Raw genomic sequence first — 26,335 nt, 5'->3', positions numbered from 1 at the left:
CGATGATCCGACCGTTCCTGCTTTGCCTGTCACTGGCGCTGGTGGTGCCGACCGCGGATTCGACCGGGCTGCTGGTCGGCAACAAGTCGGCCGACACCGTCTGGCGTCTGTCGACCCGCGATGGGCGCAAGCTCGGCGAGTTCGCGACCGGTCAGGGGCCGCACGAGATCGTGGTCAGCAGCGACGGCCGGACGGCACTGGTCAGCAACTACGGGTCGCAGTCGCCGGGCAACAGCCTGAGCGTGCTCGATCTCGCCAGCGACGCCCCGGTGCGCACTGTCGGGCTGGATGAGAACACACGCCCCCACGGCATGCGCCTGCTGCCGGGCAACCGGCGCGCGGTCGTCACCACCGAAGGGTCGCGCAAGCTGCTGGTGGTCGACATCGGCCAGGGCAAGGTGGAATCGGCGATCGACCTGGGCGAGGGCAGGGGCCACATGGTGGCCTTGTCCGCCGACGGCGCAACCGCCTACGTCACCAAGATCGATGCCGGCACGGTCAGTCGTGTCGACCTGAAGGCGGGCCGCAAGACGCATGAGGTCGCCGCGGGTGCAGGTGCCGAAGGCGTGGCCGTGCACCCGCGCAGCGGCGAGGTCTGGGTCAGCAACCGCGAAGCCGGCACGGTCACCGTGCACGATCCGGCGACGCTGGCGACCATCCATACGGTGCCCAGTCCGGGCTTCCCGATCCGTGTGGTGTTCAGCGCCGACGCGCGCGCGGCGCTGGCTACCAACGCACGCGCGGCGACGCTGTCGGTGATCGATACGACCAGCAAGCGCGTGATCCACACCGTCGACCTGTCGCGAAAGGGAGCGCAGTACAGCGAGACGATGCTGGGTCGGGCCGCATTGCCGATCGGCGTGATCGCCGATCCGTCGGGCAAGCGCGTATACGTGGCAATAAGCGGCGGCGACGGGATTGCGGTGGTCGACACCGCCAGCTGGAAGGTCGTCGACCAGTGGAAGACGGGCCGCGAACCCGATGCGCTGGGGGTCGTGCCTTGAGTTCGTGCTCGGGGTCGTGCCCGGGGTCGTGCCCGGGGATGCAAAAGGCGATGGCCCCGCCGGCTGACCTCGGCACCCGCATCAGTCAATACCGTTGCTGCCTTCCGGCCCTGGCGGAGTTTTCGACCTAGCGTCGCGAGGGGCCGACGGGGCCACCATAGAGACTTTCAGTAACGCACAGACTGGGTAACACGAAGACTTTCATCAAAAGCCCCGCGCTGGCGGCGGGGCTTTTCCCACACTTGCTGCAAAGCTGGCGGAGAGAGGGGGATTCGAACCCCCGAAGCGCGGTTTAGACGCTTACACACTTTCCAGGCGTGCTCCTTCAACCACTCGGACACCTCTCCGCACCTGGCACTTCGCACCCCTGAACGTGGCATCCAGCCATATCAAGCCGCTCATGGGGTCGCAGATTCTAGCCGCCACGGGGCCCCGGGACAAGCGCGACGACCCGGCGTGACGGCAGTCGCGGTGCGCGCGACCGGGCATGGCAGAATGTGGGCATGTCCTACCTCGTCCTCGCCCGCAAGTGGCGTCCGAAGCGCTTCGCCGAACTGGTGGGGCAGGAGCACGTGGTCCGTGCGCTGACCAATGCGCTCGATTCCGGCCGCGTCCACCACGCCTTCCTGTTCACCGGCACGCGCGGTGTCGGCAAGACGACCATCGCCCGAATCTTCGCCAAATCGCTGAACTGCGAACGCGGGACCTCGGCCGAGCCCTGCGGCGAGTGCGGTGCGTGCCGCGACATCGATTCGGGGCGATTCATCGACCTGCTCGAGATCGACGCCGCCAGCAACACCGGTGTCGATGACGTCCGCGAGGTCATCGACAACGCCCAGTACATGCCCAGCCGCGGTCGGGTGAAGGTCTACCTGATCGACGAAGTGCACATGCTGTCCAAGTCGGCCTTCAACGCGCTGCTCAAGACGCTGGAAGAGCCGCCGGGGCACGTGAAGTTCCTGCTCGCCACGACCGATCCGCAGAAACTGCCGGTGACGGTGCTGTCGCGCTGCCTGCAGTTCAACCTCAAGCGCCTGGACGAGCAGCAGATCAACGGGCAGATGACCCGGATCCTCGAGGCCGAGGGCATCGCCGCCGAGGCCGGCGCGATCCGCCAGCTCGCCAAGGCCGCCGACGGCAGCCTGCGCGACGGCCTGTCGCTGCTCGACCAGGCCATTGCCTACACCGGCGCCAGCGCCGGCGGCAGCGCCCTGGGCGATGCGGGTGTGGCGACCATGCTGGGCACGGTCGACCGGACCCGCGTTGGCGCACTGCTGACGTCCCTGGCCGATGGCGATGGCGAGCGTTTGCTGGCCGAGGTCGCTGTCCTGGCCGAGTTCTCGCCGGACTGGGGCAGCGTGCTGGAGGCTTTCAGCGACGCCCTGCACCGGATCCAGGTGCGCCAGCTGGTGCCCGAGGCGGTGGTTGAGGCCGATGGCGTCGATATCGATGCCCTGGCCGCGCAATTGCGACCGGAAGTGGTGCAGCTCTGGTACCAGATGGCGCTGAACGGTCGTCGCGACCTGGCGCTGGCACCGAGCCCGCGCGCCGGTTTCGAGATGAGCGTGCTGCGCATGCTGGCGTTCCGTCCGGGTGACGGCGATGGCGCCCGCGCGCCCTCGTCGGAACCGGCCCAGGCCGCACGCAGCGCAACGCCCCGCGGCGCCGCGACCGCGGCCCCGGCCGACGCAGCGCCGCGCGAGCGGACGCCGCCGCCGAACCCGTTCGCCGCAGAGCCGCCGAGGCCACAGCCGCCGGCCGCTGCAGCGCCGACGCGGCCCGCACCCGCGCCTGCACCTGCACCTGCACCCGTAGAGGCAGTTGCTGCGCCCACTCCTATAGCGGCTCCCCGTCCGGCACCTGTCGTCGAGCCTGCGCCGACACGCGCTCCGCCGCCGGCCGAGGCCACCTTCGTCCACGGCGCCGGCATCGCCGATGCCGATGCCTGGCACGCGATGGTCGCCGCCACCAGCCTGCGCGGACCGGCCCGTCAGCTCGCCGAGCACGCGGGTTTCGTTTCCTACTCCGAAGGCGTGTTGAGCCTGTCGCTGGCGCCCGTCGACGACCATCTGCGCAGCAATGCGCTGGTCGAGCTGATGGCCGAAGCGCTGGCACCGTCGCTCGGCGCCGCACCGCAGGTGCGTTTCGTCGAGGCGCGCTCGGCCGAGTCGCTGCACCAGCGCAACGAGCGCAGCCGCGACGAGCGCCAGGCGGCCGCCGAAGCGACCTTCATGAGCGATCCGGACGTGCAGCGGCTGATCTCCCAGCACGGCGCCAAAGTCGTGCCGGATTCGATCCGGCCCTACGACGAGAAGTAATCCCCCCGCCAGCGCCGAGTGCGCATGGCCGTCGCCCCTGACGCAGGGGCTCCATTGCCAATAGACGAGTAACAAGACATGCGTGGAAATATTGCCCAACTGATGCAGCAGGCGCAGCGGATGCAGGAAAACGTGCAGCGCGCGCAGGAAGAGCTGGCCAAGCTCGAGGTCACCGGCAACGCCGGCGGCGGCATGGTCAGTGTCACCATCACCGGCCGCATGGAGTGCCGCAAGGTCCGCATCGATCCGAGCGTGCTCAGCGACCAGGAAATGGTCGAGGACCTGATCGCCGCGGCATTCAACGACGCGGTCAACAAGGTCAACGCCGAGTCGCAGTCGAAGATGTCGGCCGCCACCGCCGGCATGCCGATTCCGCCCGGCATGAAGATGCCGTTCTGATTCTGCACGTCTGATTCCGCACATCTGATTCGGCACGCTCCCTTTCGCCCGAAGGGGAACGTCGGCCCGGCGCAGCACCGCACCGCTGCATCACATCACCTCCCTCCGCGAGCGCAGGGGGAGGGGCGAGGCGCATGAGCTCACTTCTCGAACAACTCATCGAAGCGTTCCGCGTGTTGCCCGGCGTCGGCCAGAAGTCGGCGCAGCGCATGGCCTACCACGTGCTCGAACGCGAGCGCGCCGGTGGCCAGCGCCTGGCCGATGCCCTGTCGGCTGCTGTCGAGAACATTGGCCATTGCGCGCGCTGCCGCGATTTCACCGAAGGCGAGGTCTGCGCGACCTGCGCCAGTGCCTCGCGCGATGCGCACCAGCTGTGTGCGGTCGAATCTCCCGCCGATCGCCTCGCAATCGAACAGGCCACAGGTTATCGCGGCCTGTACTTCGTACTGCAGGGACGGTTGTCGCCGCTGGACGGCATCGGACCGCGCGAGCTGGGCCTGGACTCGCTGGCCGCGCGCCTGGCCGAAGGCGAAGTGCAGGAACTGATCATCGCCACCAACCCGACAGTCGAAGGCGAGGCGACCGCGCACTACCTCGCGCAGCTGGCCCGCCAGCACAAGGTGCGGCCGAGCCGGCTCGCGCACGGCGTGCCGCTGGGCGGCGAGCTGGAGTACGTCGACCGCGGCACGTTGTCGCATGCCTTCGGCAGCCGCAGCGAGATGACGGACCGGGACTGATGCCAGCGGGCACTGCCTGGGCGTAAAGTCGCGGTCACCCCGCCTGCATCCAGACCGCCATGTCCGAAACCATCTTCCACAAGATCATCAAGCGCGAAATTCCGGCCGATGTCGTCTTCGAGGACGAGCACCTGATCGCGTTCCGTGACATCGCGCCGCAGGCGCCGGTGCACGTGCTGTTCGTGCCCAAGACCGATGTCGCCACGCTCAACGACCTGCAGCCCGACCAGGCCGCAATCGTCGGCCGCCTGGCGGTGGCGGCGGCCGACTACGCCAAGCGCGAGGGCTTCGCCGAGGACGGCTACCGGATCGTGATGAACTGCAACGGTCACGGCGGGCAGACGGTGTTCCAGATCCATCTGCACCTGCTGGCGGGAGCGCCGCTGGGCCGGTTCGGAACCTCGCGCTGAGCCGGCTCCGGCAGGGCCGCTACTGAAGGACGTTCCGGCTTACCACCAACCCCACCACGGCCACGGTGCCGCCGGATAGCCGACGACGTCGACCGTTTCGCGCACGGGCCACAGGTAGACCACGTCGGCCTCGACCTGCGGGAAGCGGTAGTCGTATTCGCCGATGCGGCGATTCTGGTAGCCGCTGACGCGGCCGATGAAGGTGACTTCGCGATTCTTCTCGAAGACCGCCGGGTCATAGAAGCCGGTACGGCAGGCGATGAAGCGGCCGCCGGTGTCGTCGCTGCCCCAGTACGGACGGGCGTTGTCGCCCAGGTACGTCGAGATCATTTCGAAGCAGGTGCGGTTGGGCTGCGGTTCGACGCTGACGACGCGGCCGCCCCAGCGCACCGTGGCACCGGTGATGTCGTTGACCGACGCATCGCGCGGCGTGATCGGATTGAACTCGCCCTGCAGCGGCTGCGGTGCCGTGACGCAGGCAGCCAGCATCATCGTGGCGAAGGCGAGTAGGGCGAGACGAACGTTCATCGGCGTTCTCCTGGTATCCGTGAGCTTGGCGATCCGTTGCGGGCGGACGGGCGATGCGCGCGCAGCGCCTGGGTCAAGGCGCGGGTCGAACGTCCCCCCGGTTCGCCCTCAGCGTACCGCCAATCGCTGAAACGTTGGCTGAGTTCCTGCAACTGCGCGGCCAGTTCGGGGCGTGCCGCAGCGACGCGCTGCACCCAGCGCCCGGCCGGCTCGTCCGGGTAACGTTCCAGCCCCAGATGGCGATAGCGGCGCGCCAATGCATGCCAGGCGCGCAGCACCGGGTCGGGCTCGCGCTCGTTGCGGCGGCTGAACCAGAACATCCACAACAGGCCCAGCGCGATCGCCAGCATCAGCAGCAGCACCAGGGTGCGGTCGTCGATGCGGTCGATGCCGAGCGGCCGCAGCAGTCGCTGCTGGCGCTGGGCGTCGAAGCCGAGCACGAAGTCGTTCCAGCCACTGCGCATCCAGTCACCGAAGTCGAGCAACGATCGACCGCCGGCCAGGTCGGCGCCGGGCAACCGATCCTGGAGCGTGTCGTAGATGCGCTCGGGCGCCACCGCCGCAGTCGGATCCACGCGCACCCAGCCGCGCCCGCGCAACCAGACCTCGGCCCAGGCGTGGGCGTCGGAACGACGGACGAGCCAGTAGCCACCGACCTTGTTGCGGTAGCCACCGGTGTAGCCGGTGACCACGCGCGCCGGAATTCCGGCCGCGCGCATCAGCACGACGAACGATGAACTGAAGTGTTCGCAGAATCCCGCACGCTGGTCGAACAGGAATTCGTCGACGCTGTTGCGGCCGAGCAGCGGCGTATCCAAGGTGTAGGCGAAGTCGCGGCGGATCCAGGCCAGGGCACGGTCGACGATCTCGCCGTCAGCGAGCGGGCCGGCCTCCTGGCGCCATTGCCGTGCCAGGCCCACGGTGCGCGGGTTGTAGCCGGCCGGCAGCTGCAGCGCGTACTGGCGAAGCTGGCCGGGCAGGGCGGCCTGATAGCGCACGGGTACCGCCGATTGCATCCGCCAGCGGCTGATGCCGGTCAACGGGGTGTGCGATTTCAGGCTCTGGTCCGGGTCGAGTTCGCTGCCCTCGGGCGCTGCGACCGGCAGGTCCAGCGCGACGAGCTGGCGACGATCGGTGGGTTCCAGCTCGATCTCGTAGTCCCAGCGCTGCGGGCTCCGTTCGATCGCCGTCTCCGACCAGCCGGCGGTCCAGCGCGGTTGCGTCCAGGTGCGCCCGTCGAAATCCCACATCACCGGCCCGCGCCAGTACATCTGCTGCGGTCGCGGCATGTCGCTGAAGAACCTGGCGCGAAGTGCGGGGCGGTCATCGTCGAGCAGTTCGATCCAGTCGCCCGGGCTCATGCGGTCAGACAGGCCGGGCCGACCCATTGCGCGTTCGGGAACGCCCCACAACGGCGAGGACAATCGCGGGAACAACCAGAATGCCGCCAGGGCGACCGGCAGGCCGAGTGCGAGCAGCCGGCCGGTGCCGGCCATGCGCTGCCATGGCGATGCGTCGCGGCGGACATCGCCGGATTCAATATCGGCCAGCAGCATCAGTGCCGCCAGCGCCAGCAGTGTCGCGGTCAGGCCCAGCGCGAGCGACAGCGGGCCCTGATCGAGCAGGAACGTGGCGAACGGCGCGAACAATGCAAATCCGAGCAGGCTGCGCGCGTCGCGCAAACTGAAGGTCTCGGACGGCTTGATCGCCAGCATTGCCGCCAGCAATGCGCAACCGGTATCGCGACCGATCGAGAAGCCACTCATGCCCAGCACGACCGCGATCAGTACCAGCGACAGGAGCAGGCGCAACAGGCCATGCACGGGCTGGCGCCAGGACAGCGCGGCCACTGCGAGCGCACTGGCTCCGATCGTCACCGCGATCTGCGCGGGCAGTTGCAGCAGCAGCGGCAACAGGCAGGCGCCGGCGCTCAGCAGCACCCAGCGACGACTGCGCGGATCCAGTGCCGGCAGCGTCGGGTCAGCCATGGGGCATCAGTGCCAACGCGCGCAGGCAGGCATGGCGGTGCTGGGTGCCGCGGTCGGGTCCGAGCGCGGCATGGCCGGGAAGGCGCAACTGATAGCGCCGGCCTTCGCGTTCGGCGTCGTCGATCCAGCGTGCCAGGCGGGCTATGCGCGCTTCGTAGCCGATGCCCGCGGTCTCGCGCCAGTCGAGCACGATCTCGGCGCCTATGGGTTGCTCGAACTCGCGCACCAGCAAGGTGTCGCGTCGTGCCGAGGGTTTCCAGGCGATGGTCCTGCGTGCGTCGCCGCTACGGTAAGCGCGCAGATGGTGGACGTCGTCGCCGCTCGGGTTCACGCGCGCCTGCACGCGGTCGCCATGGCCGGCAGGCAGCGGCGGGCCGTCGGCCTCGGGTGCGGGATACACCAGCAGGGGCGACTCCGGCCACACGTACGCCCAAGCCCGCGCCAGGCCGAGCGGACGTGTGGTCGACAGGCGCAGCTTGGGCAGGTCGAACCAGCCGCGCTGCTGCGTCGGCAGCAGCAGTTGCCCCTCGCCTGTGCCGCGTTCCAGGTTGAGGATGCCCGGCGAGGCCGAAAAGCTGCCGTCGTCATCCAGGCGCAATCCGCGCCTGGCGCGACCCGGCGCGGCACGCGCGTGCAGTCGCACGGACAGTGGCGCACCGGCGGCTACGGGCTCGGCATCGACGGTGACAAGTTCAAGCCCCGACAACTGCATCTGCGCCGCGACCAGGCTGGCCAGTCCGGCACCGGCCAGCATCAGGCCGAGCAGCAGCGCCGGGTTGTTGTTGTAGTTCAGCGCACCCAGCAGCATGGTGAAAAGCAGTAGGGCGTAGAACATTCCGAATCGGGTCGGCAGCACGTAGATTCGGCGGCGATGCAGGCGGGCCGGCAAGGATTCTGGATCGCGCGGACGCGTCCAGATCATGGCCCACGCATGCAGTCGCGAGCGCAGTCGCGCCGGCGCATGAGGATCCGGCGCATGAAGATCCGGCTGCAGCATCGCTCAGTCCACCGGTACCGCGTGCAGGATGGCTTTTGCCAGTGACGCATCCTTGCCGGCGTCGACTTCGGCGACCAGGCGGTGCGCGGCCACGGCGGGGAACAACGCCTGCACGTCCTCAGGCAGCACGTGTGCGCGTCCAAGCAGCAGCGCGTAGGCGCGTGCCGCGCGCAGCAATGCCAGGCCGGCGCGCGGCGACAGGCCGACGCGCACGCCCGGGTGGCGGCGACTGCGCGCCATCAGCGCCTGCACGTAGGCGACCAGTGCTTCGCTCGCATGCACCTGCTGTACGGCGCGGCGCGCAGCCAGCACGTCCTCGCTGCCCAGCAACGGCAGGACGCGTGCGATCAGGTCGCGTCGGTCGTCGCCCGCCAGCAGAAGGCGTTCGGCGTCCGCATCCGGATACCCCAGGCTCAGGCGGAGCAGGAACCGGTCGAGCTGCGAGTCCGGCAATGGATACGTGCCGGAGAGGTCGACCGGATTCTGCGTGGCGATGACGAAGAACGGTTCTGGCAGCGCATGGGTGGTGCCGTCGATGGTCACCTGGTATTCGGCCATCGCTTCCAGCAATGCGCTCTGCGTGCGCGGTGGCGCGCGGTTGATCTCGTCCGCCAGCAACACCTGCGCGAACACCGGGCCGGGATGGAACTGGAACTGGCGCGCCTGTGGATCGAACACCGACACGCCGACGACATCGGCCGGCAACAGGTCGGAGGTGAACTGCACGCGCTGGAAATCCAGGCCGAGTGTCGCCGCCAGGGCGTGGGCAAGCGTCGTCTTGCCCAGCCCGGGCAGATCCTCGATCAGCAGGTGGCCGCCGGCCAGCAGCGCCACGAACGCCAGGCGAACCTCGTGCGGTTTGCCCAATACCAGCGAATTGACCTGCGCCTGGGCGCGTTCAAGGGCGCCTCGCAGGCCATCGGTTAGCATGGTCGCCGTCGAAAGGGATACCGCCATCGCGCGTGTGCTCCTTGTTGGATGTTGCAGCTGGCGCCGTCCGCCGGCGCTTCGCCCGTCACGCCGCCTTTGCGCAGGCCGGTCGCGACGAATTCACCCAGAGTGTAGCGAGGTCACGAACGGATGCGGGATGCAGTGCAGGAACGTCGCATGTTCTGGGTGCTGTGGGTCGCAGTGCTGGCGATCAAGCTGGTCGTGGCCGCGCGTCTGCCCTTGTTCGTCGACGAGGCGTTCTACTGGCAGGAAGGGCAGCACCTGGCCGCGGCCTACTCGGACCTGCCCGGCCTGACGGCGTGGCTGACCCGCCTGGGAACCCTGGTCGGCGGCGACCATGCCTTTGCCGTGCGCCTGCCATTTCTGTTGATCGCCGCGCTGGTGCCGTGCCTGATGGTGCATATCGCCGCGCGCGAGTTCGGTGCGCGCGCCGGCTGGCTGGCCGGTTGCTTCACCCTGCTGTTGCCGCTGGCGGGCAGCCTGGGCGTGATGGCGTTGCCGGATGCGGCGATGGCGCTGGCGACCCTGCTGTGTGTCGACGCCGGGGCGCGCCTGCTGCGTCAGGTGACGCCCGAGACCGCGCTTGAACTCGCCGTCGGCCTGGCGCTGGGCGCACTGTGCCATTACCGCTTCATTGCCGTGATTGGTGTTGGCTTCATCGCCCTGGCCATGCTGGCCGAAGGCCGGCGAGCGCTGCGTGACGTGCGCGTGCTGGTGGCCATTGCGTTCGGGGCGTCGGCCTGGGCGCCCCTGGTGGCCTGGAACCTCGACAATGCCGATGCCGGGCTGCGCTTCCAGTTGGTCGATCGCCATCCCTGGGCGTTCCATGCCGATGCGGTCTGGTTCATCGCGATCCAGGCCCTGCTGGTGACACCACTGCTGTTTGCCGCACTGGCCGTCGCCGCGCGCCGCGGGCTGGCGGGCATCGACGCCCCGCATCGCTATTTCGCCCTGCTCGGCGCCGGCGTCGTGGTGGGATTTTTCGCGCTCGGATTCTTTGCCGATACCGAGCGGGTCAGCTTCCACTGGCCGTTGCCAGGCTACCTCGCGCTGCTGCCGCTGCTACCGGCGGTGCTGTGGCGCTGGCCACGTGGCTGGCGGCTGGCCACGGCCTGGCTCGCCGGCCTGGGCCTGGTGGCAAACCTGGGTTATTACCTGGCGGTGTCGCAGCCCGGCGTGCGCGAACGCAATGCGGCGGAGAAGTGGTATCCGAGCAACTTCTCCGGGTGGGAGCCGCTGGCGCGGGCCGTGCGTGCGCGCCTGGCGGCGATGCCGGCCGGCACGCGCCTGGTGGCGGACAACTTCAAGATCGGTGCCGAACTGGGTTTTGCCTTGGGCGACCCGCGCATCGCCGTGCTCGACCATCCGATCAATCACAAGCATGGCCGCGCGCCGCAGCTGCGCCTGTGGGGGCTGCAGAGTGCCGGGCGTGCCGAATGGGGCGACGAGCCGGTGCTGGTCGTGGTGGGTGCCACCGAGATCAAGTACCGCGACCTGCTCGCCCGCTACCACGACCTGTGCGCAATGGTCGGACCACTGCCGCCGGCGGAAGTGCTGAACATCGACCATGGTCGCCAGCGCTTCCTCCTGTTCGCCATGGACGGCAAACCGGTGCACGGCGACTGCACGACACCGGCGATGGCCTGGGTCGATACGCCGGTGGCGGACGCTCGTGTCGGCAGGCGCTTCAAGGTCAACGGCTGGGCCTTCAAGGACGGCGTTGGCCTGGCCGGCATCGACGTCATGCTCGACGGCCAGGTGGTCGCGCAGGCGCGCTACGGCCGTGCCTTCCCGGGGCTCACCGACGCGTGGCCGCAGTCGAGCGATCCGCAGCATCCGAACGTGGGCTTCGACGCTGAAGTGTCGCTGCCGCCCGAGTCGTTCCGGCCGGGGCGGCACTGGCTGGGCCTGCGCCTGCGCGGACGCGACGGCAGTGAGGAAACCTGGGCGGAACGTCCGATCCAGCTTGAGTGAGGGGCTGGGCGTGGCGTCACTTCCGCCGCCACGCCACGCCGGTAGACTGTGCGCCTGAATTCGGGGAAGACGTAATGGATGCAGCCGAACGGGCGCCACGGATCGCCGTGCTTGTGCCATGCCACAACGAAGCGGCGGCGATCGCCAAGGTGATCGCGGATTTCCGGGCCAGCTTGCCCGGGGCCGAGCTTCATGTATTCGACAACAACTCCTCGGACGGCACCGCACAGGTCGCGCTGGCCGCAGGGGCCAGGGTCCGGCACGTCCAGCTGCAGGGCAAGGGCAATGTCGTGCGCCGGATGTTTGCCGAAGTCGAGGCGGACATCTACGTGCTGGTCGATGGTGACGACACCTACGATGCCGCGGCCGCGCCAATGCTGGTCGATCGCCTGTGCCGCGACGACCTGGACATGGTCGTGGGTTCGCGCGCCCACCAGGACCGCGCCGCGTACCGCTCCGGCCACCGCACCGGCAACGTCCTGCTGACGCGTTGCGTGGGGCTGCTGTTCGGCCGCAGTTTCGACGACATGCTGTCCGGATACCGGGTGTTTTCGCGCCGCTACGTGAAGTCGTTCCCCGCACATTCCAGCGGCTTCGAGATCGAGACCGAACTGGCGGTGCACGCGCTGCAGCTGCGGATGCCGGTGGCCGAGGTCGCCACGGCCTATGGCGTCAGGCCGGAGGGTTCGGCCAGCAAGTTGCGCACCTATCGCGACGGCGCGCGGATCCTGTTCACCATCGCCAGGCTCTTCAAGAACGAGCGGCCGCTGGCGTTCTTTTCCATCGTCACGGGGCTGTGCGTGCTGGCCTCGTTCGTGCTGGCCTGGCCGCTGCTGCTGACTTACCTGCAGACCGGGCTGGTGCCGCGGTTTCCCACCGCGATCCTGTGCGTGGCGCTGGTGTTGCTGGGCGCGGTGCTGTTCGCCTGCGGCCTGATCCTGGACACGGTCACGCGGGGACGTGTCGAGCTCAAGCACCTGATGTACCTGTCGGTGTCCGGCAATGGCTCCGGCACTGGTGCACACCGGCCTGACGCGATGACGGCGACCCAAGGGCAGGAAGCGAGGACGCCTTGAACGCTCCGCATCGGAGCTGGAAGTCGGCCACGGCATGGCTGGACCGGCGCTTTGGATTTCACGGCGCCGCCCATGCGGCGCGGGCGGCCGTTGCGGTCGCGCTGCTGTTCGGGCTGATGTCGGTCTGGCGAGGCCAGGACAGCAACTGGGACCTGCGCAACTACCACCTCTACAACGCCTACGCCTGGCTGACCGACCGGCTCGCCACGGATCTGGCTCCGGCGCAGTTGCAGAGCTACTTCGTGCCCTGGCTCGACCTGCCGTATTTCCTCGCGGCACAGCACTGGCCGCGATTGACAGCGATGGTGCTGGGCACGTGGCACGGGCTCGCCTTTGCCCTGGCTGCCGGCATCGGCTGGCTGGCACTGGCCGGGCGACCGGGCCGACACCGCCTGGTCCCGATGCTGGCGCTGGCCGGCTGCTTCAGTGCGGTGTTCCTCTCCGAGCTGGGCACCACGATGGGCGACAACACGAGTGCGATATTCGTGCTGGCTGCGCTGCTGCTGGTGTTGCAGGCGGCCTCCGTCGACGGCGTGCCGGCCGGACGGATGTCGTGGCGATGGTGGCTCGCCGGCGTGGTGCTGGGCCTGGGAGTCTCGTTCAAGCTGACCAACGCGATCTATGCGCTGGCGCTGGGCGTGGCGGTACTTTCCGGCCCTTGGTCGTGGACGCGACGGATCAAGTGCGCCGCCTCGCTGACGGTGGCGACCACCGCGACGATCGCCGTGGTTGCCGGACCGTGGTTGTGGGGCATGTGGCGCCAGTTCGGAAATCCGCTGTTCCCGCAGTTCAATGGCTGGTTCCAGGCGCCGCTGGCGATACCGGTGTCGGTGGCTGACCAGCGCTGGTTGCCGTCCGGGGTGGTCGAAGCGGCGCTGCGTCCGCTCAAGTTCACGATCAATCCGTTCCTGATCAGCGAAATACCCTTGCTCCAGATCATCTGGGCAGTGCTTTACCTGCTGGCGATTGCCGCCGTGGCGAGCTGGTTGTGGCGTCGAAGCGCCGGCGTAGTTCGACAGGACGTTGCCGTCACGACAGCGGCGAGGTTGCTGCTGGTGTTCTTTGCGGTGGCGTTCGTCGCTTGGTTGGCAGTCTTCAGCATCCACCGCTATCTGGCGGTGCTCGAAGTGCTTGCGCCGCTGGTGCTGTGGTTGCTGGCCGAGCGCGTATTCGCGCCGGCGCTGGCGGCCCGCGTGGCGACGTGCGCCATCGTGGCGACGATCGCGGTGACGCTGGCCGGTACCTGGCTGACCGGATGGGGAAACTGGGGGCACGCAGGCTGGACCGACAGGCCGTTCCGGGTCGATGCGCCGGCCATGGCCCAACCGGCGCAGTCAACGGTGCTGCTGGTGGGGACCGAGCCGCAGGCGTGGCGCATTCCGTTCCTGCCGGCTGCGGCGGCGTATGCGTCGGTGGGGTCGAATCTGCCGGAGTCGGAGCACTATGCGGACACCATTCGCGCACGCATCGCCGCGCGCCCGGGCGGGGTCTATGCGATGTTGCCGGCCGATGTCGACAATCGCATGGTCAAGCGCCTGGCGCGAATGGCGCAGATCAACGCCTGGGCCGGCCGCCTGCACCTGGATCGCGGAGATTGCGGCCTGCTGCGCAAGATCGCGCGCAATCGCCGGGCCGATGTGCAGGTCGGCGATGGACGCTGCCGGCTGGCGCCACGAGCGGAAGAATCAGGTCGCGACGTTGCGGTGGAGAACCGCGCGCTGGCCGATGCGGCGGTCCAGACGCTGGCGCGCTACGGGCTGCGGATGTCTCCCGACGGTTGCCGTGTCCATGCCGCGTCGATCGGCACGGAGGCATTGCCTTTCCAGTGGTGCCCGGTCGAGCGACCGGCTCCCTGACTCAGGGCAGTTCGAATCCCGCCTGGCGCAACAGTCGCGCCGTCGCGATCAATGGCAGGCCGATCAGCGCAGTCGGGTCGCGGCTGTCGATGGCCTCGAACAGGCTGATGCCCAGGCCTTCCGACTTGAAGCTGCCGGCGCAGTCGAAAGGCTGCTCGGCATCGACATAACGCTCGATCTGGGCGAGATCGAGGGCGCGGAACTCCACGACGGTCCGGTCGAGGGCCAGCAGCGGCGCCCGTCCGGCCAGCATGACGCACACCCCGGTATGGAACTGGACGCTGTGCCCGGACATGCCGGCCAGCTGGTCGATGGCGGCCTGGCGACCGCCGGGCTTGCCCAGGGGGCGGCCATCGAACTCGGCGACCTGGTCGGAGCCGATGACCCAGGCACCGGGGTGTAGCGCGGCCACGGCGGTGGCCTTGGCCTGGGCCAGGCGGCGGGCGAGGGCGGCCGGCGACTCACCGGGCAGCGGGGTCTCGTCGCTGTCGGGTCGGGCGGTTTCGAACGGCAGGCGCAGGCGCGAAAGCAGTTCCCGGCGGTAAACCGAGGTCGATGCCAGGATCAGGTGGGGTGGCACGGCGGGCAGCCCACTCAGGCCAGGGGCGACCGGGCGCGCTCGATCAGGGATAATTGCTGGTCGATCCGGTCGCGAGCTGCGTCAATCGAGCTGCGTACTTCGGCCAACTGGGTGAGGCTGGCATCGCGGCCATGGTCGCGCAGCCACAGCCGCTGGCGCAGCATCTCGCGCATGGCGTCGCCGACCGGGTCATGGCCGCCGTTGCCGGCAACCGCCTCGATTTCGGCCCGGGCCAGGCGCAGCCGGTCCTCGAGGGCATCGGCGGCGTCCAGGACCTCGCGGACCGCTCGTTCGCGGCGTCCCGGGCGGCCCCAGGCGAAGAGTGCAGCGATCGCCAGGGAGGACAGCAGCAGGAGCAGGACGATGGTCACGGGCACGGGTCGACAGAGCGGAATTGGACCGCAGTTTGAGGCCGCGGCGGCGGCGCCCGCAATCGCCGCCGACGAGCGGGGCGGCGTAGCTTCCCGGATCGCCGGTTCAGGTTTGACAGGGGGAGGCGCGATCTCTAACATTCCGCAGCTTATGTCAGCCGACCTGCCCGGGATTCTTGATGCATGGCGCATGGTGGCGGCACGGCGCGGCCTGGAAGGCCGTGTGCCGTTGTCATCACTGACGCGGCTGCGTAACAGTCTGGTCGACACCGAAGGTGAGGTTCGCTTTGCGCTCGAGTTCGATCACGACGCGCTGCGGGTGCCTTATGTCGAACTGCGAATCGATGCCGAGCTGCCGCTGATCTGTCAGCGCAGCCTGCAGCGGTTCCTGTACCCGGTGAACATCGTGCAGCGCCTTGGCCTGATCCGTGATGAAGCGGACGAGGCGGCGCTGCCAGAAGGATACGAGCCGTTGCTGGTGCCGGAAGATGGCCAGCTGCGGACCGTCGAGCTGGTCGAGGACGAGTTGATCCTCGCCGTTCCTGTCGTGCCGATAATGCCCGGCACGGAGGCGGTGGAGCGCGACTGGCCGGCGACCGAGCAGGCCGAAGAGCCGGAGCGCGTGAATCCGTTCGCTGCGCTGTCGGCATTGAAGAAACAATCGAACTGAGTTTTTTTGGAGCAAGACCATGGCTGTCCAGAAGTCCCGCGTTTCCCCGTCCAAGCGTGGCATGCGCCGTTCGCACGATGCGCTGTCCGCCAAGCAGCTGGCGACCGATCCGACCACCGGTGAGACCCACCTGCGTCACCACGTCACCGCTGACGGTTACTACCGCGGCAAGAAGGTGATCGACACCAAGTCCAAGGTTGCCGACGAAGAGTAAGCTCTTCGCTCACCGTCGCGCCGCGCGCAGCTCCTCCCGGACTCGCGCGGCCGCCGCACAGCCTGGACTGTCGGAACCGTAAAGGTTCAGCGCGCTCAGCGGCCATCGCGGCGGTGTATGTCCGTCGGCATGGCTGGCGGAGTCCCGACAATGGCTGTGCAGCGGAGTGGCGATGACGCAACAGATTTATTCCCGCATCGCGGGAACCGGCAGCTACCTTCCCGAGAAGGTGCTGACCAACGACGACCTGGCCAAGTTCATCGACACGAGCGATGAATGGATTGCCGCGCGTACGGGCATCCGTGAGCGCCATATCGCTGCCGAGGGCGAGACCACGAGCGACCTGGCCTACCACGCCTCCGTGCGTGCTCTGGAAGCGGCCGGCGTCGATGCGAAGGATCTCGACCTGATCGTGGTCGGCACGACCACGCCGGACCTGATTTTCCCGTCCACCGCCTGCCTGCTCCAGCACCGCATCGGTGCCGGCGGCTGCGCGGCGTTTGACGTCAACGCCGCCTGTTCGGGCTTCGTCTATGCGCTGACGGTGGCCGACAAGTTCATCCGTTCCGGCGCCGCCAGGACGGTGCTGGTTGTCGGTGCCGAGACCCTGACCCGCATGCTCGACTGGAGCGATCGCTCCACGTGCGTGCTGTTTGGCGATGGTGCCGGCGCGGTCGTGCTCAAGGCCGATACCGAGACCGGCATCCTCAGCACCCACATGCACGCCGACGGCGGCAAGAAGGAGCTGCTGTGGAATCCGGTCGGTGTTTCGGTCGGCTTCAAGCCGGACGAGCCCAATGCCGGCGTCAAGGTGCTGATGACCGGCAACGAGGTCTTCAAGCACGCGGTCAAGGCGCTGGATTCGGTGGTCGAGGAGACGCTCGAGGCCAATGGCCTGGATCGCCATGACATCGACTGGCTGATCCCGCACCAGGCCAACCTGCGCATCATCGAAGCCACCGCCAAGCGCCTGGACATGCCGATGGATCGCGTCATCGTCACGGTCGACAAGCACGGCAACACGTCGTCCGGTTCGGTGCCGCTGGCGCTGGACGAGGCGGTGCGCTCGGGTCGTGTCCAGCGCGGCCAGCTGGTGCTGCTGGAGGCATTCGGTGGCGGTTTCACCTGGGGCTCGGCGCTGCTGCGCTACTGAGCCGGCTTCACGCTTCACGATCGGGTGCTTTTTTCCGGCATCCGCGACGCCTCCGCTGGCAGCAGCGGGGGCGTTTTCGTTTGTGAGCCATTGGTACCGCTTGCGGGAGGGGTTGGCGTGAGGGCAGGCACGCTTCAGTACAGGCCCGTACAGACGTACTAGAGCAAACACTCGTATCATGCGCACTCAATTTCGCAAGGCCTTCACGCGTGACCGTATCCCCCCACACCGATTCGACCCTGGCGTTCGTGTTCCCGGGCCAGGGCTCGCAGTCGCTCGGCATGCTGGCCGAACTGGGCGAACTGCATCCGATCATCCGCGAGTCGTTTGCTGACGCCAGCGACGGCGCCGGCGTGGACCTCTGGGCGCTCAGCCAGGGCGGTCCGGAAGAAATGCTCAACCGCACCGAGTACACGCAGCCGGCCCTGCTCGCCGCTGGCGTGGCGGTGTGGCGCCTGTGGCAGCAGCGCGGCGGTGCCACGCCGGCCCTGCTTTCCGGTCACAGCCTGGGTGAGTACACCGCCCTGGTCGCCGCCGGCGCGCTGTCGCTCAAGGACGCCGCGCATCTGGTGCGCCTGCGCGGTCAGCTGATGCAGGAAGCAGCCCCGGCCGGCACCGGCGCCATGGCCGCCGTGCTCGGCGCCGAGGATGCGCTGGTGCAGGAAGTCTGCGAGGGCGTCTCGGGCACGAGCGTGGTCGTTCCCGCCAATTACAACTCGCCCGGCCAGATCGTCATCGGCGGCCACGCCGATGCCGTCGACAGGGCCATGGCCGTGCTCGGTGAGCGCGGCGTGCGCAAGATGGTCAAGCTTGCCGTCAGCGTTCCTTCGCACACGCCGCTGATGCGTGAAGCCGCCAACCGCCTGGCCGAAGCGATGGCCGGAATGGCATGGCACATGCCGAAGCTGCCGGTGGTGCAGAACGTCGACGCCGGAATCCACGAAAGTGTGGACGCCATCCGCGAAGCGCTCGTCCGCCAGCTCTATCTGCCGGTACAGTGGAACGGTTGCGTGCAGGCACTGGCTGCGAAGGGCGTCACTCGTGTCGCCGAGTGCGGCCCTGGCAAGGTCCTTGCCGGCCTGGTCAAGCGCATCGACAAATCGCTCGACGGACGCGCCATCGGCACGCCCGGCGAGTTTGAAACCGCAATCGAAGAATGGAACAAGGCATGAGCGAGAAACTGCTGTCTGGTGAGGTCGCCCTCGTCACCGGCGCCAGCCGCGGCATCGGCGCGGCAATTGCCGACGAACTGGCCGCGCAGGGCGCGACGGTGATCGGCACCGCCACCTCCGAGTCCGGCGCGAAAGCGATCGGCGACCGCCTGGCCGCGAGCGGCGGCCATGGCCGCGTCCTCGACGTCAGTGACGCTGCCTCGATCGATACCCTGATCGACGGCATCGCCAAGGAGTTCGGCGCGATCTCGATCCTGGTCAACAACGCCGGCATCACCCGCGACAACCTGCTGATGCGGATGAAGGACGAGGACTGGCAGGCCATCCTCGACACCAACCTGACCAGCGTCTTCCGCACCAGCAAGGCGGTGATGCGCGCGATGATGAAGGCGCGCAAGGGCCGCATCATCAACATCGCCTCGGTGATCGGCGTGACCGGCAACGCCGGCCAGGCCAACTACGCCGCGGCCAAGGCCGGCATCATTGCCTTCAGCAAGTCGATGGCCCGGGAAATCGGCAGTCGCGGCATCACGGTCAATGTGGTTGCCCCGGGTTTCATCGACACCGACATGACCAAGGCATTGCCCGAAGACGCCAAGAGCGCGATGCTGGGCCAGATCGCCCTGGGCCGCTTCGGCGAACCTGCCGACATCGCCAGGGCGGTGGCTTTCCTGGCCGGTCCGTCGGCCGCTTACATCACCGGCGAGACCCTGCACGTCAACGGCGGCATGTACATGCCGTAAGACCTTGCCATTGCGGCAATGCTTGCGCTTGTAACCATTTGAAGCAAAAGGGCTTTTGCGTATCCTCGCGAACGCCTGTGATTCCACCCATGTTCCTTTAGACTATTCCGTCGAATATCCCGTCCGGGAGGAGTGAGTACCCATGAGCAGCATCGAAGAACGCGTCAAGAAGATCGTGGTCGAACAGCTTGGCGTCAAGGAAGAAGAAGTCACCAACAACGCTTCGTTCGTCGACGACCTCGGCGCTGACTCGCTCGACACCGTCGAGCTGGTGATGGCGCTCGAAGAAGAGTTCGAGTGCGAGATTCCGGACGAAGAGGCCGAGAAGATCACCTCGGTGCAGCAGGCCATCGACTACGTGAAGGCTCACGTCAAGTCGTAACCGTGCCCGATGGAAGCGGGCCAATCGGCCGACGCGCTTCCTGCAAAACCAGACCGGGGCCGCATTGCGGCCCCGTGTCTTATGAGCCGGCCCATGCGCTGGCGTAGTGTTCGTAGACGGAGTGTTTCATGTCCAATCGTCCGGCCTTCAATCGTCGCGTCGTGGTCACAGGCCTCGGCATCGTTTCGCCGCTCGGCAACGACCTCGCCAGCAGTTGGGACGGCATCGTCAATGGTCGCTCCGGCATCGGCCCGATCACCCATTTCGACGCTTCGGCCTTCACCACCCGCATCGCCGGTGAAGTGCGCGACTTCGACATCACCCAGTGGGTGAGCCCGAAGGATGCGAAGAAGATGGAGGAGTTCATCCATTACGGTGTCGCCGCATCGATGATGGCGATCCAGGACGCCGGCATCACGGTCGACGAGTCCAATGCCGAGCGCATCGGCGCGCTGATCGGTTCGGGCATCGGCGGCCTGCTCGGCATCGAAGAGCAGACCATCAAGTACCACGAAGGCGGCCCGCGCAAGGTCTCGCCGTTCTACGTGCCCAGCACGATCATCAACATGCTGCCTGGCCAGGTCTCGCTGCTGACCGGCATCAAGGGCCCCAATTTCTCCGCCGTTTCGGCCTGCGCCACCGCCAACCATTCGATCGGCATGGCGATGCGCATGATCCAGTACGGCGATGCCGACGTGATGGTCGCCGGTGGCGCCGAGCGCGGTTCCTCGCCGACGTCGGTGGCCGGCTTCTGCTCGATGAAGGCGATGTCGACCCGCAACGACGACCCCACCCGCGCTTCGCGCCCGTGGGACAAGGACCGCGACGGCTTCGTCCTCGGTGACGGCGCCGGCATCCTGATCCTGGAAGAGTACGAGCGCGCCAAGGCACGCGGCGCGCGCATCTACTGCGAGCTGTCCGGCTTCGGCGCCAGTTCGGACGCGTTCCACATGACCGCTCCCAGCGAGAACGGCGAGGGCCCGGCCCGCTGCATGGCCGCCGCGCTCAAGGACGCGGGTGTCAATGCCGACCAGGTCGGTTACCTCAACGCGCACGGCACGTCGACGCCGCTGGGTGACCTGGCCGAGACGCTGGCGATCAAGCGCGCGCTGGGTGACCACGCCTACAAGACGATGGTCAGCTCGACCAAGTCGATGACCGGCCACCTGCTCGGCGCCGCCGGCGGTGTCGAGGCGATCTTCTCGGTGCTGGCGCTGCACCACGGCATCATCCCGCCGACCATCAACCTGGACGAAGCGGGCGAGGGCTGCGACCTGGACTACGTGCCGAACGTGGCCCGCGAGGCGAAGATCGACGTCGCGGTGTCCAACGGCTTCGGATTCGGCGGCACCAACGGCACGCTGGTGTTCAACCGGATCTGAGTTTCTCCGCAGCGGTTGCCTGACGATCCCCGCCACGGCGGGGATCGTTGTTTGTAGCCCGGGTAAGCGAAGCGCACCCGGGGAGACGACCACGCACAGATCCCGGGTGCGCTTCGCTTACCCGGGCTACGCCGACCGAAACGCGGTCTAATACACAGATGCTGCTGACCCGTTCCCTGCCTGCCTCCTTCGACCTGCTGTCGCTGCAGCGTCTGAGCCCCTCGCGCTACCCGCTGTTGCTGGAATCCAGCGCCCACGGCACCGCCCAGGGGCGCTGGGATCTGCTGCTCGTGGCCAGCGGCGATTCGCTGCGCCTGGACGCCGACGGCACCACCCGGGACAGCCACGGTGCCGCGGTCGACGCCGATTTCTTTGCCGCGCTCGACGCGCAATGGCAATCCCTGCGCGTCGCCCGCGACGAGCCGCGCTGGCCGTTCCGCGGTGGCTGGGCACTGTTGTTCGGCTACGAGGCCGCCGCCCAGGTCGAGCCGGTGCTGAAACTGCCGCGCGCGGAAGGACGCCTGCCGGTGGCACTGGCCCTGCGCTGTCCGGCTGCGGTGTTGCGCGACCACACCAGCGGCGAATGCGTGCTGGTGACCGAAACAGGCCACGAGGCCCTTGTCGCGCATGTGCTGGCGGACATCCAGGCGCTCGACCAAGTCCCGGCGATCGCGCCGTGGCAGGCACCTGCCTCGCTGGAGGAAGACGAGCCGGAGCGCTTCACCCGTGGCGTGCGCCGCGTGCTCGACTACCTCGCCGCCGGCGACGTGTTCCAGGCCAACCTGTCGCGTGGCTGGCTGGCGCGCTTCGACGAACCGTTGCCACCGGCGGCGCTGTTCCAGCGCTTGCGCCAGAACAACCCGGCGCCGTTCGCAGGCGTGTTCGCGGGCGAGGACTGGGCCGTGGTCAGTGCGTCGCCCGAGCGTCTGGTATCGATACGCGGCGACCTGGTCGAGACGCGGCCGATCGCCGGCACGCGTCCGCGCTTCGCCGGCGATGACGACGCCGCGCGGATCCAGGAACTCGTCGGCCATCCGAAGGAGCGCGCCGAGCACGTGATGCTGATCGACCTGGAGCGCAACGACCTCGGACGTGTCTGCACGCCGGGCAGCGTCGAGGTCGACGAGCTGATGACGGTGGAGAGCTACGCCCACGTCCACCACATCGTCAGCAACGTCCGCGGCCGCCTGCGCGCGGAGGCGACGCCCGGGCAGGTGATCCGCGCGGTGTTCCCCGGCGGCACGATCACCGGCTGCCCGAAGGTGCGCTGCATGCAGATCATCGCCGAACTCGAAGGCGTCGGCCGTGGCGCCTACACCGGTGCGATGGGCTGGCTCAACCGCGACGGCGACCTCGACCTCAACATCCTGATCCGCAGCGCGGAACTGGAAGCCGGGCAGGGCGGAGCAACGCTGCGCTTCCGCACCGGTGCCGGCATCGTTGCCGACTCCGATCCGCAGCGCGAACTCGACGAAACCAGGGCCAAGGCGCGCGGCATGCTGCGCGCGCTGGGTGTCGCCGGATGAGTGCGACCGCCGTGCGCTACTTCGCCGGCGACCAGCCGGTGCAGGCGCTTCCCGACCACGACCGCGGCCTGGCCTACGGCGATGGGCTGTTCGAGACCGTGCGCGCGCACCGCGGACAGATGCACTGGTGGGCCGCACACTGGCAACGCCTGCAGCGCGGCGCGGCGATGTTGCGCATGACGCTTCCCGAAGAAAGCAGGGTCCTTGCCGAGGCGACGCAACTGCTCGCCGGCGACGATGCCGTGCTGAAGCTGATCGTCACCCGGGGCAGCGGTGGACGCGGCTATTCGCCAGCCTCCGCCGGCGTGCCCCACTGGACACTCTCGCGCCATCCGTTGCCCGCATCGCCGGACGCCGGCCTCGATCTGCGCTGGTGCGAAACGCGACTGGCGCTGCAACCGGCGCTGGCCGGGATCAAGCACTGCAACCGCCTCGAGCAGGTGCTCGCGCGCAGCGAATGGGACGATCCGGCCATCCACGAAGGCCTGATGTGCAGCCATGAAGGCGACGTGGTCTGCGCCACGGCCGCCAACGTGTTCATCCTCCTCGACGGTGCCTGGGTGACCCCCGCTATCGACCGCTGCGGCATTGCCGGCGTGTGCCGGGCCTGGGCGCTGCAGGCGCTGCCGGCACGCGAGGCACGTCTGGCTGTGACCGATGTCGAAGCCGCCGATGCGGTTTTCCTGTGCAATGGCGTGCGCGGTATCCTGCCGGTGGCGCGGCTCGGCGCCCGCACATGGCAACCGCATCCGCAGGTGGTCGCGCTGCAGCACCGCCTGGCCGCCGAGCATCCCGCTTTCGCCACGGAGGTTTCGTGAGTCGTAAATCCGCGCGTCGATCTTTTGGACGTATTTCCGCCGGCTTCCTGCTGTTGTTGCTGCTGATCGCCGCCGGCGCCGGATTCTGGCTCTGGCAGCGCTATACCGGTTTCGCCGATGCACCGCTGTCGGGCCTGGAGTCGGGCGAGACGGTGATGGTCGAGCGTGGCGATTCGCTACCCACCGTGGTGCGCAAGCTGCGCGAGGCCGGCGTGCGCGAAGGCGACCTGCTGGAATGGCGCGCGCTGGCCAAGCAGCTCGGCGCTGCCGGCAAGCTGCAGGTAGGCGAGTACGCGATCGAACCGGGCACGTCGCCACGCTCGTTGCTGGTGGCGATGCGCGACGGCCGGGTGATCCGCCACCGCTTCACCATCGTCGAAGGCTGGAACATCCGCGAACTGCGCGCGGCGCTTGCCAAGGCCAAGCCGCTCAAGCTGGAGACCGGCAAGCTCGACCACGCCGCGCTGATGAAGGCCGTCGGCGCACCGGGCCAGCACCCCGAAGGCCGCTTCCTGCCCGAGACCTATCTGTACACGCGCGGCGACAGCGACCTGGACGTGCTCAAGCGCGCGCATGCCGCGATGGACAAGGCCCTCGATGCGGCCTGGCAGCAGCGCAGCGCCGACAACGTGCTCAGGACGCCCGACGAGATGCTGGTACTGGCCTCGATCGTCGAGAAGGAAACCGGCATTGCCTCGGAGCGGCCGCAGATCGCGGGCCTGTTCTCGCGCCGGCTCAAGCTCGGCATGCGCCTGGAGACGGACCCGACAGTCATCTACGGGATCGGCAGCACCTATGACGGCAATATCCGCAGGAGCGACCTGCGCGCGCAGAATCCATACAACACCTATCTGATCCCCGGCCTGCCACCGACACCGATCGCGATGCCGGGCATCGGCGCGCTCGAAGCGGTTGCCCGGCCTGCCGACGGCGATGCGTTGTTCTTCGTTGCCGTCGGCGATGGCAGCGGGCGCCACCTGTTCGCGCGCACCTACGCCGAACACCAGGTCAATGTCCGCGCCTATCTGAAGAACTACCGCGCCGCGCAATCCAGGAGCCGCCAATGACCAGCCACGGCACGCCCCTGCAGCGCCAGCCCCGCTTCATCACGCTTGAAGGCGGTGAAGGGGCCGGCAAGTCGACCGTGCTGGCGGCGCTGCGCGATGTGCTGCAGGCCACCGGCGACGAAGTGGTGAGCACGCGCGAACCCGGCGGTACACCGCTGGCCGAGCAGATCCGCGGCCTCCTGCTCGACACCCATCACGAACCGCCGACCACCGACGCCGAACTGCTGCTGGTGTTCGCCGCCCGTGCGCAGCATGTGCGCGAGACCATCGTGCCCGCGCTCGAGCGTGGCGCCTGGGTCATCAGTGACCGCTTCACCGACGCCAGCTACGCCTACCAGGGTGCCGCACGCGGTGGCGATGCGGATTTCATCGCCGAGCTGGAACGCCGCGTGGTCGGCATCGCGCCGGCACTGACACTGCTGCTGGACGTGCCGGTGGCGATCGGCCTGCAGCGCGCGCGTGGGCGCGGCGCCAGCGACCGCATCGAGGCCGAGCGTGAAGACTTCTTCGAGCGGGTGCGCGCCGGCTACCTGGCCCGCGCATCGGCCGATCCGCAGCGTTTCCGGGTGATCGACGCGACCCAACCGGCCGACGCCGTCGCCGCGCAGGCCGTCGCGCAACTGCGCATCTTCATCGAGACGTCGGCATGAGCGCGATGGGACCCGGCATCGCGTTCGCACCCTGGCAGCAGCGCGTGTACGACCAGGCCGTGGCAGCGCAGGCAGGCGGTCGGTTGGCGCATGGGCTGCTGTTCTGCGGGCCTGCACAACTGGGCAAGCGCGCCGTGGCCGAACGTCTCGCTCAGCGCCTGTTGTGCCAGCAGCCCAGTGCCGCCGGTGAGCCGTGCGGCAGCTGTCGCAGCTGCCACCTGCTCGCGGCTGGCACGCACCCCGACTACCAGTTCGTGTCGTTCATTCCGAACAAGGAAGGCACGCGGCTGCGCACCGAGATCGTCATCGAGCAGATCCGCCAGGTGTCGGAGAAACTGTCGCTGACGCCGCAGTACGGCGGCGCGCAGGTGGTGATCATCGATCCGGCCGAGGCGGTGAATCACGCCGCCTGCAACGCCCTGCTCAAGACCCTGGAAGAGCCGGTGCCTGGCCGATACCTGTGGTTGCTCAGCGCGCATCCGGCGCGGTTGCCGGCGACGATCCGCAGCCGCTGCCAGCGCTACGAGTTCCGTTTGCCGCAGGCCGCCGAGTCGCTCGCCTGGCTGAAGCAGCGGGGGCACTCCGAAGCCAGCGCGCGCGAGGGACTCGAGGCTGCCCGCGGCCATCCCGGGCTGGCCAACGAATGGCTCGGCAACGACGGCCTGGCATTGCGCCGCGAGGTCGCCAGCGACATGGCCAAACTCGGCCGCGGCGACATCGGCGCCGTCGAGACGGCGCAGCGCTGGGTCGGCGACGAAAACGGCGCTCTGCGCCTGAGTCACGCCGCCGACCTGGCCCTGGCTGATGCCGCCGGCTTGACCGACCCGGAGCGAACGCGCAGTCTGGCCGCGTGGTTCGATCAGGCGAACCGGACCCGTGATCTGCTGCGCACCACCGTGCGGGCGGACCTGGCAGTCACCGAATTGTTGTTGGCCTGGCGCGCCCTCCATGGGCGGCGGGCGGAAGGGGGGAGCAGGCAATGAGCGGCATGAATTCTGCAGGCGGCGCGCGTCAGGGCATCCTGTCCTGCGCGATCAAGGACAAGGCGCAGTTGTTCAGCGCATACATGCCGTTCCTGAAGGGCGGCGGTGTCTTCGTGGCCACGCCCAAGCGTTATTTCCTCGGCGACGAGGTGTTCCTGCTGTTGACGCTGCCGGAGTCGAACGAGCGCCTGCCGGTTGCCGGCAAGGTGGTCTGGGTGACGCCGGTCGGTGCGCAGGGCAACCGTCCGGCGGGTATCGGTGTGCAGTTCGCCGACAGTGCGGAGGGGGAATCGGTTCGCGGCAAGATCGAGGCGCTGCTGGCCGGGTCGCTCAACGCTGAGCGGGCGACGCATACGATGTGATCCGTGGTTGGCGCCGTCATCCCC

The 26,335-nt window shown here is 68.3% G+C and carries 27 protein-coding genes, 1 tRNA gene and 1 other RNA gene; 21 read left to right on the top strand and 8 right to left on the bottom strand.

Features of this window, described 5'->3' with window-relative positions:
• Positions 1–2 precede the first annotated feature (2 nt).
• Positions 3–1,004, top strand: coding sequence for a YncE family protein (locus tag MNR01_RS05235; protein WP_241919890.1), 1,002 nt, complete (start codon positions 3–5; stop codon positions 1,002–1,004).
• 53 nt (positions 1,005–1,057) lie between these two features.
• On the opposite strand, the gene ffs is transcribed toward MNR01_RS05235, so the two are convergent.
• Positions 1,058–1,154, bottom strand: an RNA gene (ffs, locus tag MNR01_RS05230) — signal recognition particle sRNA small type.
• A 104-nt stretch (positions 1,155–1,258) separates the two neighbouring features.
• Positions 1,259–1,351: transfer RNA gene (locus MNR01_RS05225), tRNA-Ser, on the bottom strand.
• Between the two features lie 156 nt (positions 1,352–1,507).
• On the opposite strand from MNR01_RS05225, the gene dnaX reads away from it, so the two are divergent.
• From dnaX to MNR01_RS05205, 4 genes are all read left to right on the top strand, one after another.
• Complete coding sequence (dnaX, locus tag MNR01_RS05220) at positions 1,508–3,322, top strand: DNA polymerase III subunit gamma/tau (RefSeq protein WP_241919889.1); 1,815 nt, start codon at positions 1,508–1,510, stop codon at positions 3,320–3,322.
• 78 nt (positions 3,323–3,400) lie between these two features.
• Positions 3,401–3,721: a YbaB/EbfC family nucleoid-associated protein gene (locus MNR01_RS05215; protein WP_241919888.1), complete on the top strand. Its 321-nt coding sequence runs from the start codon at positions 3,401–3,403 to the stop codon at positions 3,719–3,721.
• Positions 3,722–3,855: 134 nt separating this feature from the next.
• On the top strand, positions 3,856–4,458 hold the full coding sequence (gene recR, locus MNR01_RS05210; RefSeq protein ID WP_241919887.1) for a recombination mediator RecR: 603 nt from the start codon (positions 3,856–3,858) through the stop codon (positions 4,456–4,458).
• A 59-nt stretch (positions 4,459–4,517) separates the two neighbouring features.
• Entirely contained in the window at positions 4,518–4,868 is a 351-nt protein-coding gene (locus MNR01_RS05205; protein WP_241919886.1) for a histidine triad nucleotide-binding protein, read from the top strand.
• 39 nt (positions 4,869–4,907) lie between these two features.
• On the opposite strand, the gene MNR01_RS05200 is transcribed toward MNR01_RS05205, so the two are convergent.
• The 4 genes from MNR01_RS05200 to MNR01_RS05185 all read right to left on the bottom strand — a co-directional run bounded on the left by MNR01_RS05200 (position 4,908) and on the right by MNR01_RS05185 (position 9,338).
• A complete protein-coding gene (locus MNR01_RS05200) occupies positions 4,908–5,396 on the bottom strand; it encodes a Slp family lipoprotein (RefSeq protein WP_241919885.1) in 489 nt (162 codons plus the stop codon).
• A complete protein-coding gene (locus MNR01_RS05195; RefSeq protein ID WP_241919884.1) occupies positions 5,393–7,384 on the bottom strand; it encodes a DUF3488 and transglutaminase-like domain-containing protein in 1,992 nt (663 codons plus the stop codon). The genes MNR01_RS05200 and MNR01_RS05195 overlap by 4 nt, the downstream gene beginning before the upstream one ends.
• Positions 7,377–8,306 carry a DUF58 domain-containing protein gene (locus MNR01_RS05190; RefSeq protein WP_241919883.1) on the bottom strand — a complete coding sequence of 310 codons (930 nt, stop codon included), beginning with the start codon at positions 8,304–8,306 and terminating at the stop codon, positions 7,377–7,379. The genes MNR01_RS05195 and MNR01_RS05190 overlap by 8 nt, the downstream gene beginning before the upstream one ends.
• A 78-nt stretch (positions 8,307–8,384) precedes the next feature.
• Positions 8,385–9,338, bottom strand: a complete 954-nt coding sequence (locus tag MNR01_RS05185; RefSeq protein WP_241919882.1) for an AAA family ATPase — start codon at positions 9,336–9,338, stop codon at positions 8,385–8,387.
• Positions 9,339–9,488: 150 nt separating this feature from the next.
• Between MNR01_RS05185 and MNR01_RS05180 the strand changes: the two genes are divergently transcribed.
• The 3 genes from MNR01_RS05180 (at position 9,489) to MNR01_RS05170 (ending at position 14,238) form a co-directional block, all read left to right on the top strand.
• Positions 9,489–11,306: a glycosyltransferase family 39 protein gene (locus tag MNR01_RS05180; RefSeq protein ID WP_241919881.1), complete on the top strand. Its 1,818-nt coding sequence runs from the start codon at positions 9,489–9,491 to the stop codon at positions 11,304–11,306.
• 74 nt (positions 11,307–11,380) lie between these two features.
• Positions 11,381–12,382 (top strand): glycosyltransferase family 2 protein, encoded by a 1,002-nt coding sequence (locus tag MNR01_RS05175; protein WP_241919880.1) that lies wholly within the window; start codon positions 11,381–11,383, stop codon positions 12,380–12,382.
• Positions 12,379–14,238, top strand: coding sequence for a hypothetical protein (locus MNR01_RS05170; protein ID WP_241919879.1), 1,860 nt, complete (start codon positions 12,379–12,381; stop codon positions 14,236–14,238). The genes MNR01_RS05175 and MNR01_RS05170 overlap by 4 nt, the downstream gene beginning before the upstream one ends.
• Position 14,239: 1 nt before the next feature.
• On the opposite strand, the gene MNR01_RS05165 is transcribed toward MNR01_RS05170, so the two are convergent.
• Complete coding sequence (locus MNR01_RS05165) at positions 14,240–14,818, bottom strand: Maf family nucleotide pyrophosphatase (RefSeq protein ID WP_241919878.1); 579 nt, start codon at positions 14,816–14,818, stop codon at positions 14,240–14,242.
• A 14-nt stretch (positions 14,819–14,832) separates the two neighbouring features.
• Positions 14,833–15,189: a hypothetical protein gene (locus MNR01_RS05160; RefSeq protein ID WP_241919877.1), complete on the bottom strand. Its 357-nt coding sequence runs from the start codon at positions 15,187–15,189 to the stop codon at positions 14,833–14,835.
• 151 nt (positions 15,190–15,340) lie between these two features.
• Between MNR01_RS05160 and MNR01_RS05155 the strand changes: the two genes are divergently transcribed.
• From MNR01_RS05155 to MNR01_RS05095, 13 genes are all read left to right on the top strand, one after another.
• Positions 15,341–15,859, top strand: a complete 519-nt coding sequence (locus MNR01_RS05155) for a YceD family protein (protein WP_241920542.1) — start codon at positions 15,341–15,343, stop codon at positions 15,857–15,859.
• A gap of 19 nt (positions 15,860–15,878) precedes the next feature.
• Positions 15,879–16,073, top strand: coding sequence for a 50S ribosomal protein L32 (gene rpmF / locus MNR01_RS05150; protein WP_115842959.1), 195 nt, complete (start codon positions 15,879–15,881; stop codon positions 16,071–16,073).
• Between the two features lie 172 nt (positions 16,074–16,245).
• On the top strand, positions 16,246–17,226 hold the full coding sequence (locus tag MNR01_RS05145) for a beta-ketoacyl-ACP synthase III (protein ID WP_241919876.1): 981 nt from the start codon (positions 16,246–16,248) through the stop codon (positions 17,224–17,226).
• Positions 17,227–17,435: 209 nt separating this feature from the next.
• A complete protein-coding gene (gene fabD / locus MNR01_RS05140) occupies positions 17,436–18,398 on the top strand; it encodes an ACP S-malonyltransferase (RefSeq protein ID WP_256451868.1) in 963 nt (320 codons plus the stop codon).
• Positions 18,395–19,141 (top strand): 3-oxoacyl-ACP reductase FabG, encoded by a 747-nt coding sequence (gene fabG, locus MNR01_RS05135; protein ID WP_241919875.1) that lies wholly within the window; start codon positions 18,395–18,397, stop codon positions 19,139–19,141. Before fabD ends, fabG begins: the two co-directional genes overlap by 4 nt.
• A 142-nt stretch (positions 19,142–19,283) precedes the next feature.
• Entirely contained in the window at positions 19,284–19,523 is a 240-nt protein-coding gene (acpP, locus tag MNR01_RS05130) for an acyl carrier protein (protein WP_031373652.1), read from the top strand.
• A gap of 128 nt (positions 19,524–19,651) precedes the next feature.
• The gene (gene fabF / locus MNR01_RS05125; protein WP_241919874.1) at positions 19,652–20,905 is read left to right on the top strand and encodes a beta-ketoacyl-ACP synthase II; all 1,254 of its coding nucleotides are present in this window, start codon (positions 19,652–19,654) and stop codon (positions 20,903–20,905) included.
• 158 nt (positions 20,906–21,063) lie between these two features.
• Positions 21,064–22,431, top strand: a complete 1,368-nt coding sequence (locus MNR01_RS05120) for an aminodeoxychorismate synthase component I (RefSeq protein ID WP_241919873.1) — start codon at positions 21,064–21,066, stop codon at positions 22,429–22,431.
• Entirely contained in the window at positions 22,428–23,249 is an 822-nt protein-coding gene (gene pabC, locus MNR01_RS05115; protein WP_241919872.1) for an aminodeoxychorismate lyase, read from the top strand. The genes MNR01_RS05120 and pabC overlap by 4 nt, the downstream gene beginning before the upstream one ends.
• Entirely contained in the window at positions 23,246–24,316 is a 1,071-nt protein-coding gene (mltG, locus tag MNR01_RS05110) for an endolytic transglycosylase MltG (protein ID WP_241919871.1), read from the top strand. Before pabC ends, mltG begins: the two co-directional genes overlap by 4 nt.
• Positions 24,313–24,966, top strand: coding sequence for a dTMP kinase (tmk, locus tag MNR01_RS05105; RefSeq protein WP_241919870.1), 654 nt, complete (start codon positions 24,313–24,315; stop codon positions 24,964–24,966). The genes mltG and tmk overlap by 4 nt, the downstream gene beginning before the upstream one ends.
• A 5-nt stretch (positions 24,967–24,971) precedes the next feature.
• Positions 24,972–25,949 carry a DNA polymerase III subunit delta' gene (locus MNR01_RS05100; protein WP_241920540.1) on the top strand — a complete coding sequence of 326 codons (978 nt, stop codon included), beginning with the start codon at positions 24,972–24,974 and terminating at the stop codon, positions 25,947–25,949.
• A complete protein-coding gene (locus tag MNR01_RS05095) occupies positions 25,946–26,311 on the top strand; it encodes a PilZ domain-containing protein (protein ID WP_241919869.1) in 366 nt (121 codons plus the stop codon). Before MNR01_RS05100 ends, MNR01_RS05095 begins: the two co-directional genes overlap by 4 nt.
• Positions 26,312–26,335 lie beyond the last annotated feature (24 nt).

This window comes from Lysobacter sp. S4-A87, assembly GCF_022637455.1.
Taxonomy (GTDB): Bacteria; Pseudomonadota; Gammaproteobacteria; order Xanthomonadales; family Xanthomonadaceae; genus Lysobacter_J.
Note: the sequence above shows the minus strand (reverse complement) of the source record. Positions and strands in the feature narration are given on the sequence as shown.

What these genes read in the sequence shown, in the direction of transcription:
- MNR01_RS05235 (WP_241919890.1), top strand. Translation starts at nt 3, where the DNA reads ATGATCCGACCGTTCCTGCTTTGCCTGTCACTGGCGCTGGTGGTGCCG.
- dnaX (WP_241919889.1), top strand. Translation starts at nt 1,508, where the DNA reads ATGTCCTACCTCGTCCTCGCCCGCAAGTGGCGTCCGAAGCGCTTCGCC.
- MNR01_RS05215 (WP_241919888.1), top strand. Translation starts at nt 3,401, where the DNA reads ATGCGTGGAAATATTGCCCAACTGATGCAGCAGGCGCAGCGGATGCAG.
- recR (WP_241919887.1), top strand. Translation starts at nt 3,856, where the DNA reads ATGAGCTCACTTCTCGAACAACTCATCGAAGCGTTCCGCGTGTTGCCC.
- MNR01_RS05205 (WP_241919886.1), top strand. Translation starts at nt 4,518, where the DNA reads ATGTCCGAAACCATCTTCCACAAGATCATCAAGCGCGAAATTCCGGCC.
- MNR01_RS05200 (WP_241919885.1), bottom strand. Translation starts at nt 5,396, where the DNA reads ATGAACGTTCGTCTCGCCCTACTCGCCTTCGCCACGATGATGCTGGCT.
- MNR01_RS05195 (WP_241919884.1), bottom strand. Translation starts at nt 7,384, where the DNA reads ATGGCTGACCCGACGCTGCCGGCACTGGATCCGCGCAGTCGTCGCTGG.
- MNR01_RS05190 (WP_241919883.1), bottom strand. Translation starts at nt 8,306, where the DNA reads ATGATCTGGACGCGTCCGCGCGATCCAGAATCCTTGCCGGCCCGCCTG.
- MNR01_RS05185 (WP_241919882.1), bottom strand. Translation starts at nt 9,338, where the DNA reads ATGGCGGTATCCCTTTCGACGGCGACCATGCTAACCGATGGCCTGCGA.
- MNR01_RS05180 (WP_241919881.1), top strand. Translation starts at nt 9,489, where the DNA reads ATGTTCTGGGTGCTGTGGGTCGCAGTGCTGGCGATCAAGCTGGTCGTG.
- MNR01_RS05175 (WP_241919880.1), top strand. Translation starts at nt 11,381, where the DNA reads ATGGATGCAGCCGAACGGGCGCCACGGATCGCCGTGCTTGTGCCATGC.
- MNR01_RS05155 (WP_241920542.1), top strand. Translation starts at nt 15,341, where the DNA reads ATGTCAGCCGACCTGCCCGGGATTCTTGATGCATGGCGCATGGTGGCG.
- rpmF (WP_115842959.1), top strand. Translation starts at nt 15,879, where the DNA reads ATGGCTGTCCAGAAGTCCCGCGTTTCCCCGTCCAAGCGTGGCATGCGC.
- MNR01_RS05145 (WP_241919876.1), top strand. Translation starts at nt 16,246, where the DNA reads ATGACGCAACAGATTTATTCCCGCATCGCGGGAACCGGCAGCTACCTT.
- fabG (WP_241919875.1), top strand. Translation starts at nt 18,395, where the DNA reads ATGAGCGAGAAACTGCTGTCTGGTGAGGTCGCCCTCGTCACCGGCGCC.
- acpP (WP_031373652.1), top strand. Translation starts at nt 19,284, where the DNA reads ATGAGCAGCATCGAAGAACGCGTCAAGAAGATCGTGGTCGAACAGCTT.
- fabF (WP_241919874.1), top strand. Translation starts at nt 19,652, where the DNA reads ATGTCCAATCGTCCGGCCTTCAATCGTCGCGTCGTGGTCACAGGCCTC.
- MNR01_RS05120 (WP_241919873.1), top strand. Translation starts at nt 21,064, where the DNA reads ATGCTGCTGACCCGTTCCCTGCCTGCCTCCTTCGACCTGCTGTCGCTG.
- pabC (WP_241919872.1), top strand. Translation starts at nt 22,428, where the DNA reads ATGAGTGCGACCGCCGTGCGCTACTTCGCCGGCGACCAGCCGGTGCAG.
- tmk (WP_241919870.1), top strand. Translation starts at nt 24,313, where the DNA reads ATGACCAGCCACGGCACGCCCCTGCAGCGCCAGCCCCGCTTCATCACG.
- MNR01_RS05100 (WP_241920540.1), top strand. Translation starts at nt 24,972, where the DNA reads ATGGGACCCGGCATCGCGTTCGCACCCTGGCAGCAGCGCGTGTACGAC.
- MNR01_RS05095 (WP_241919869.1), top strand. Translation starts at nt 25,946, where the DNA reads ATGAGCGGCATGAATTCTGCAGGCGGCGCGCGTCAGGGCATCCTGTCC.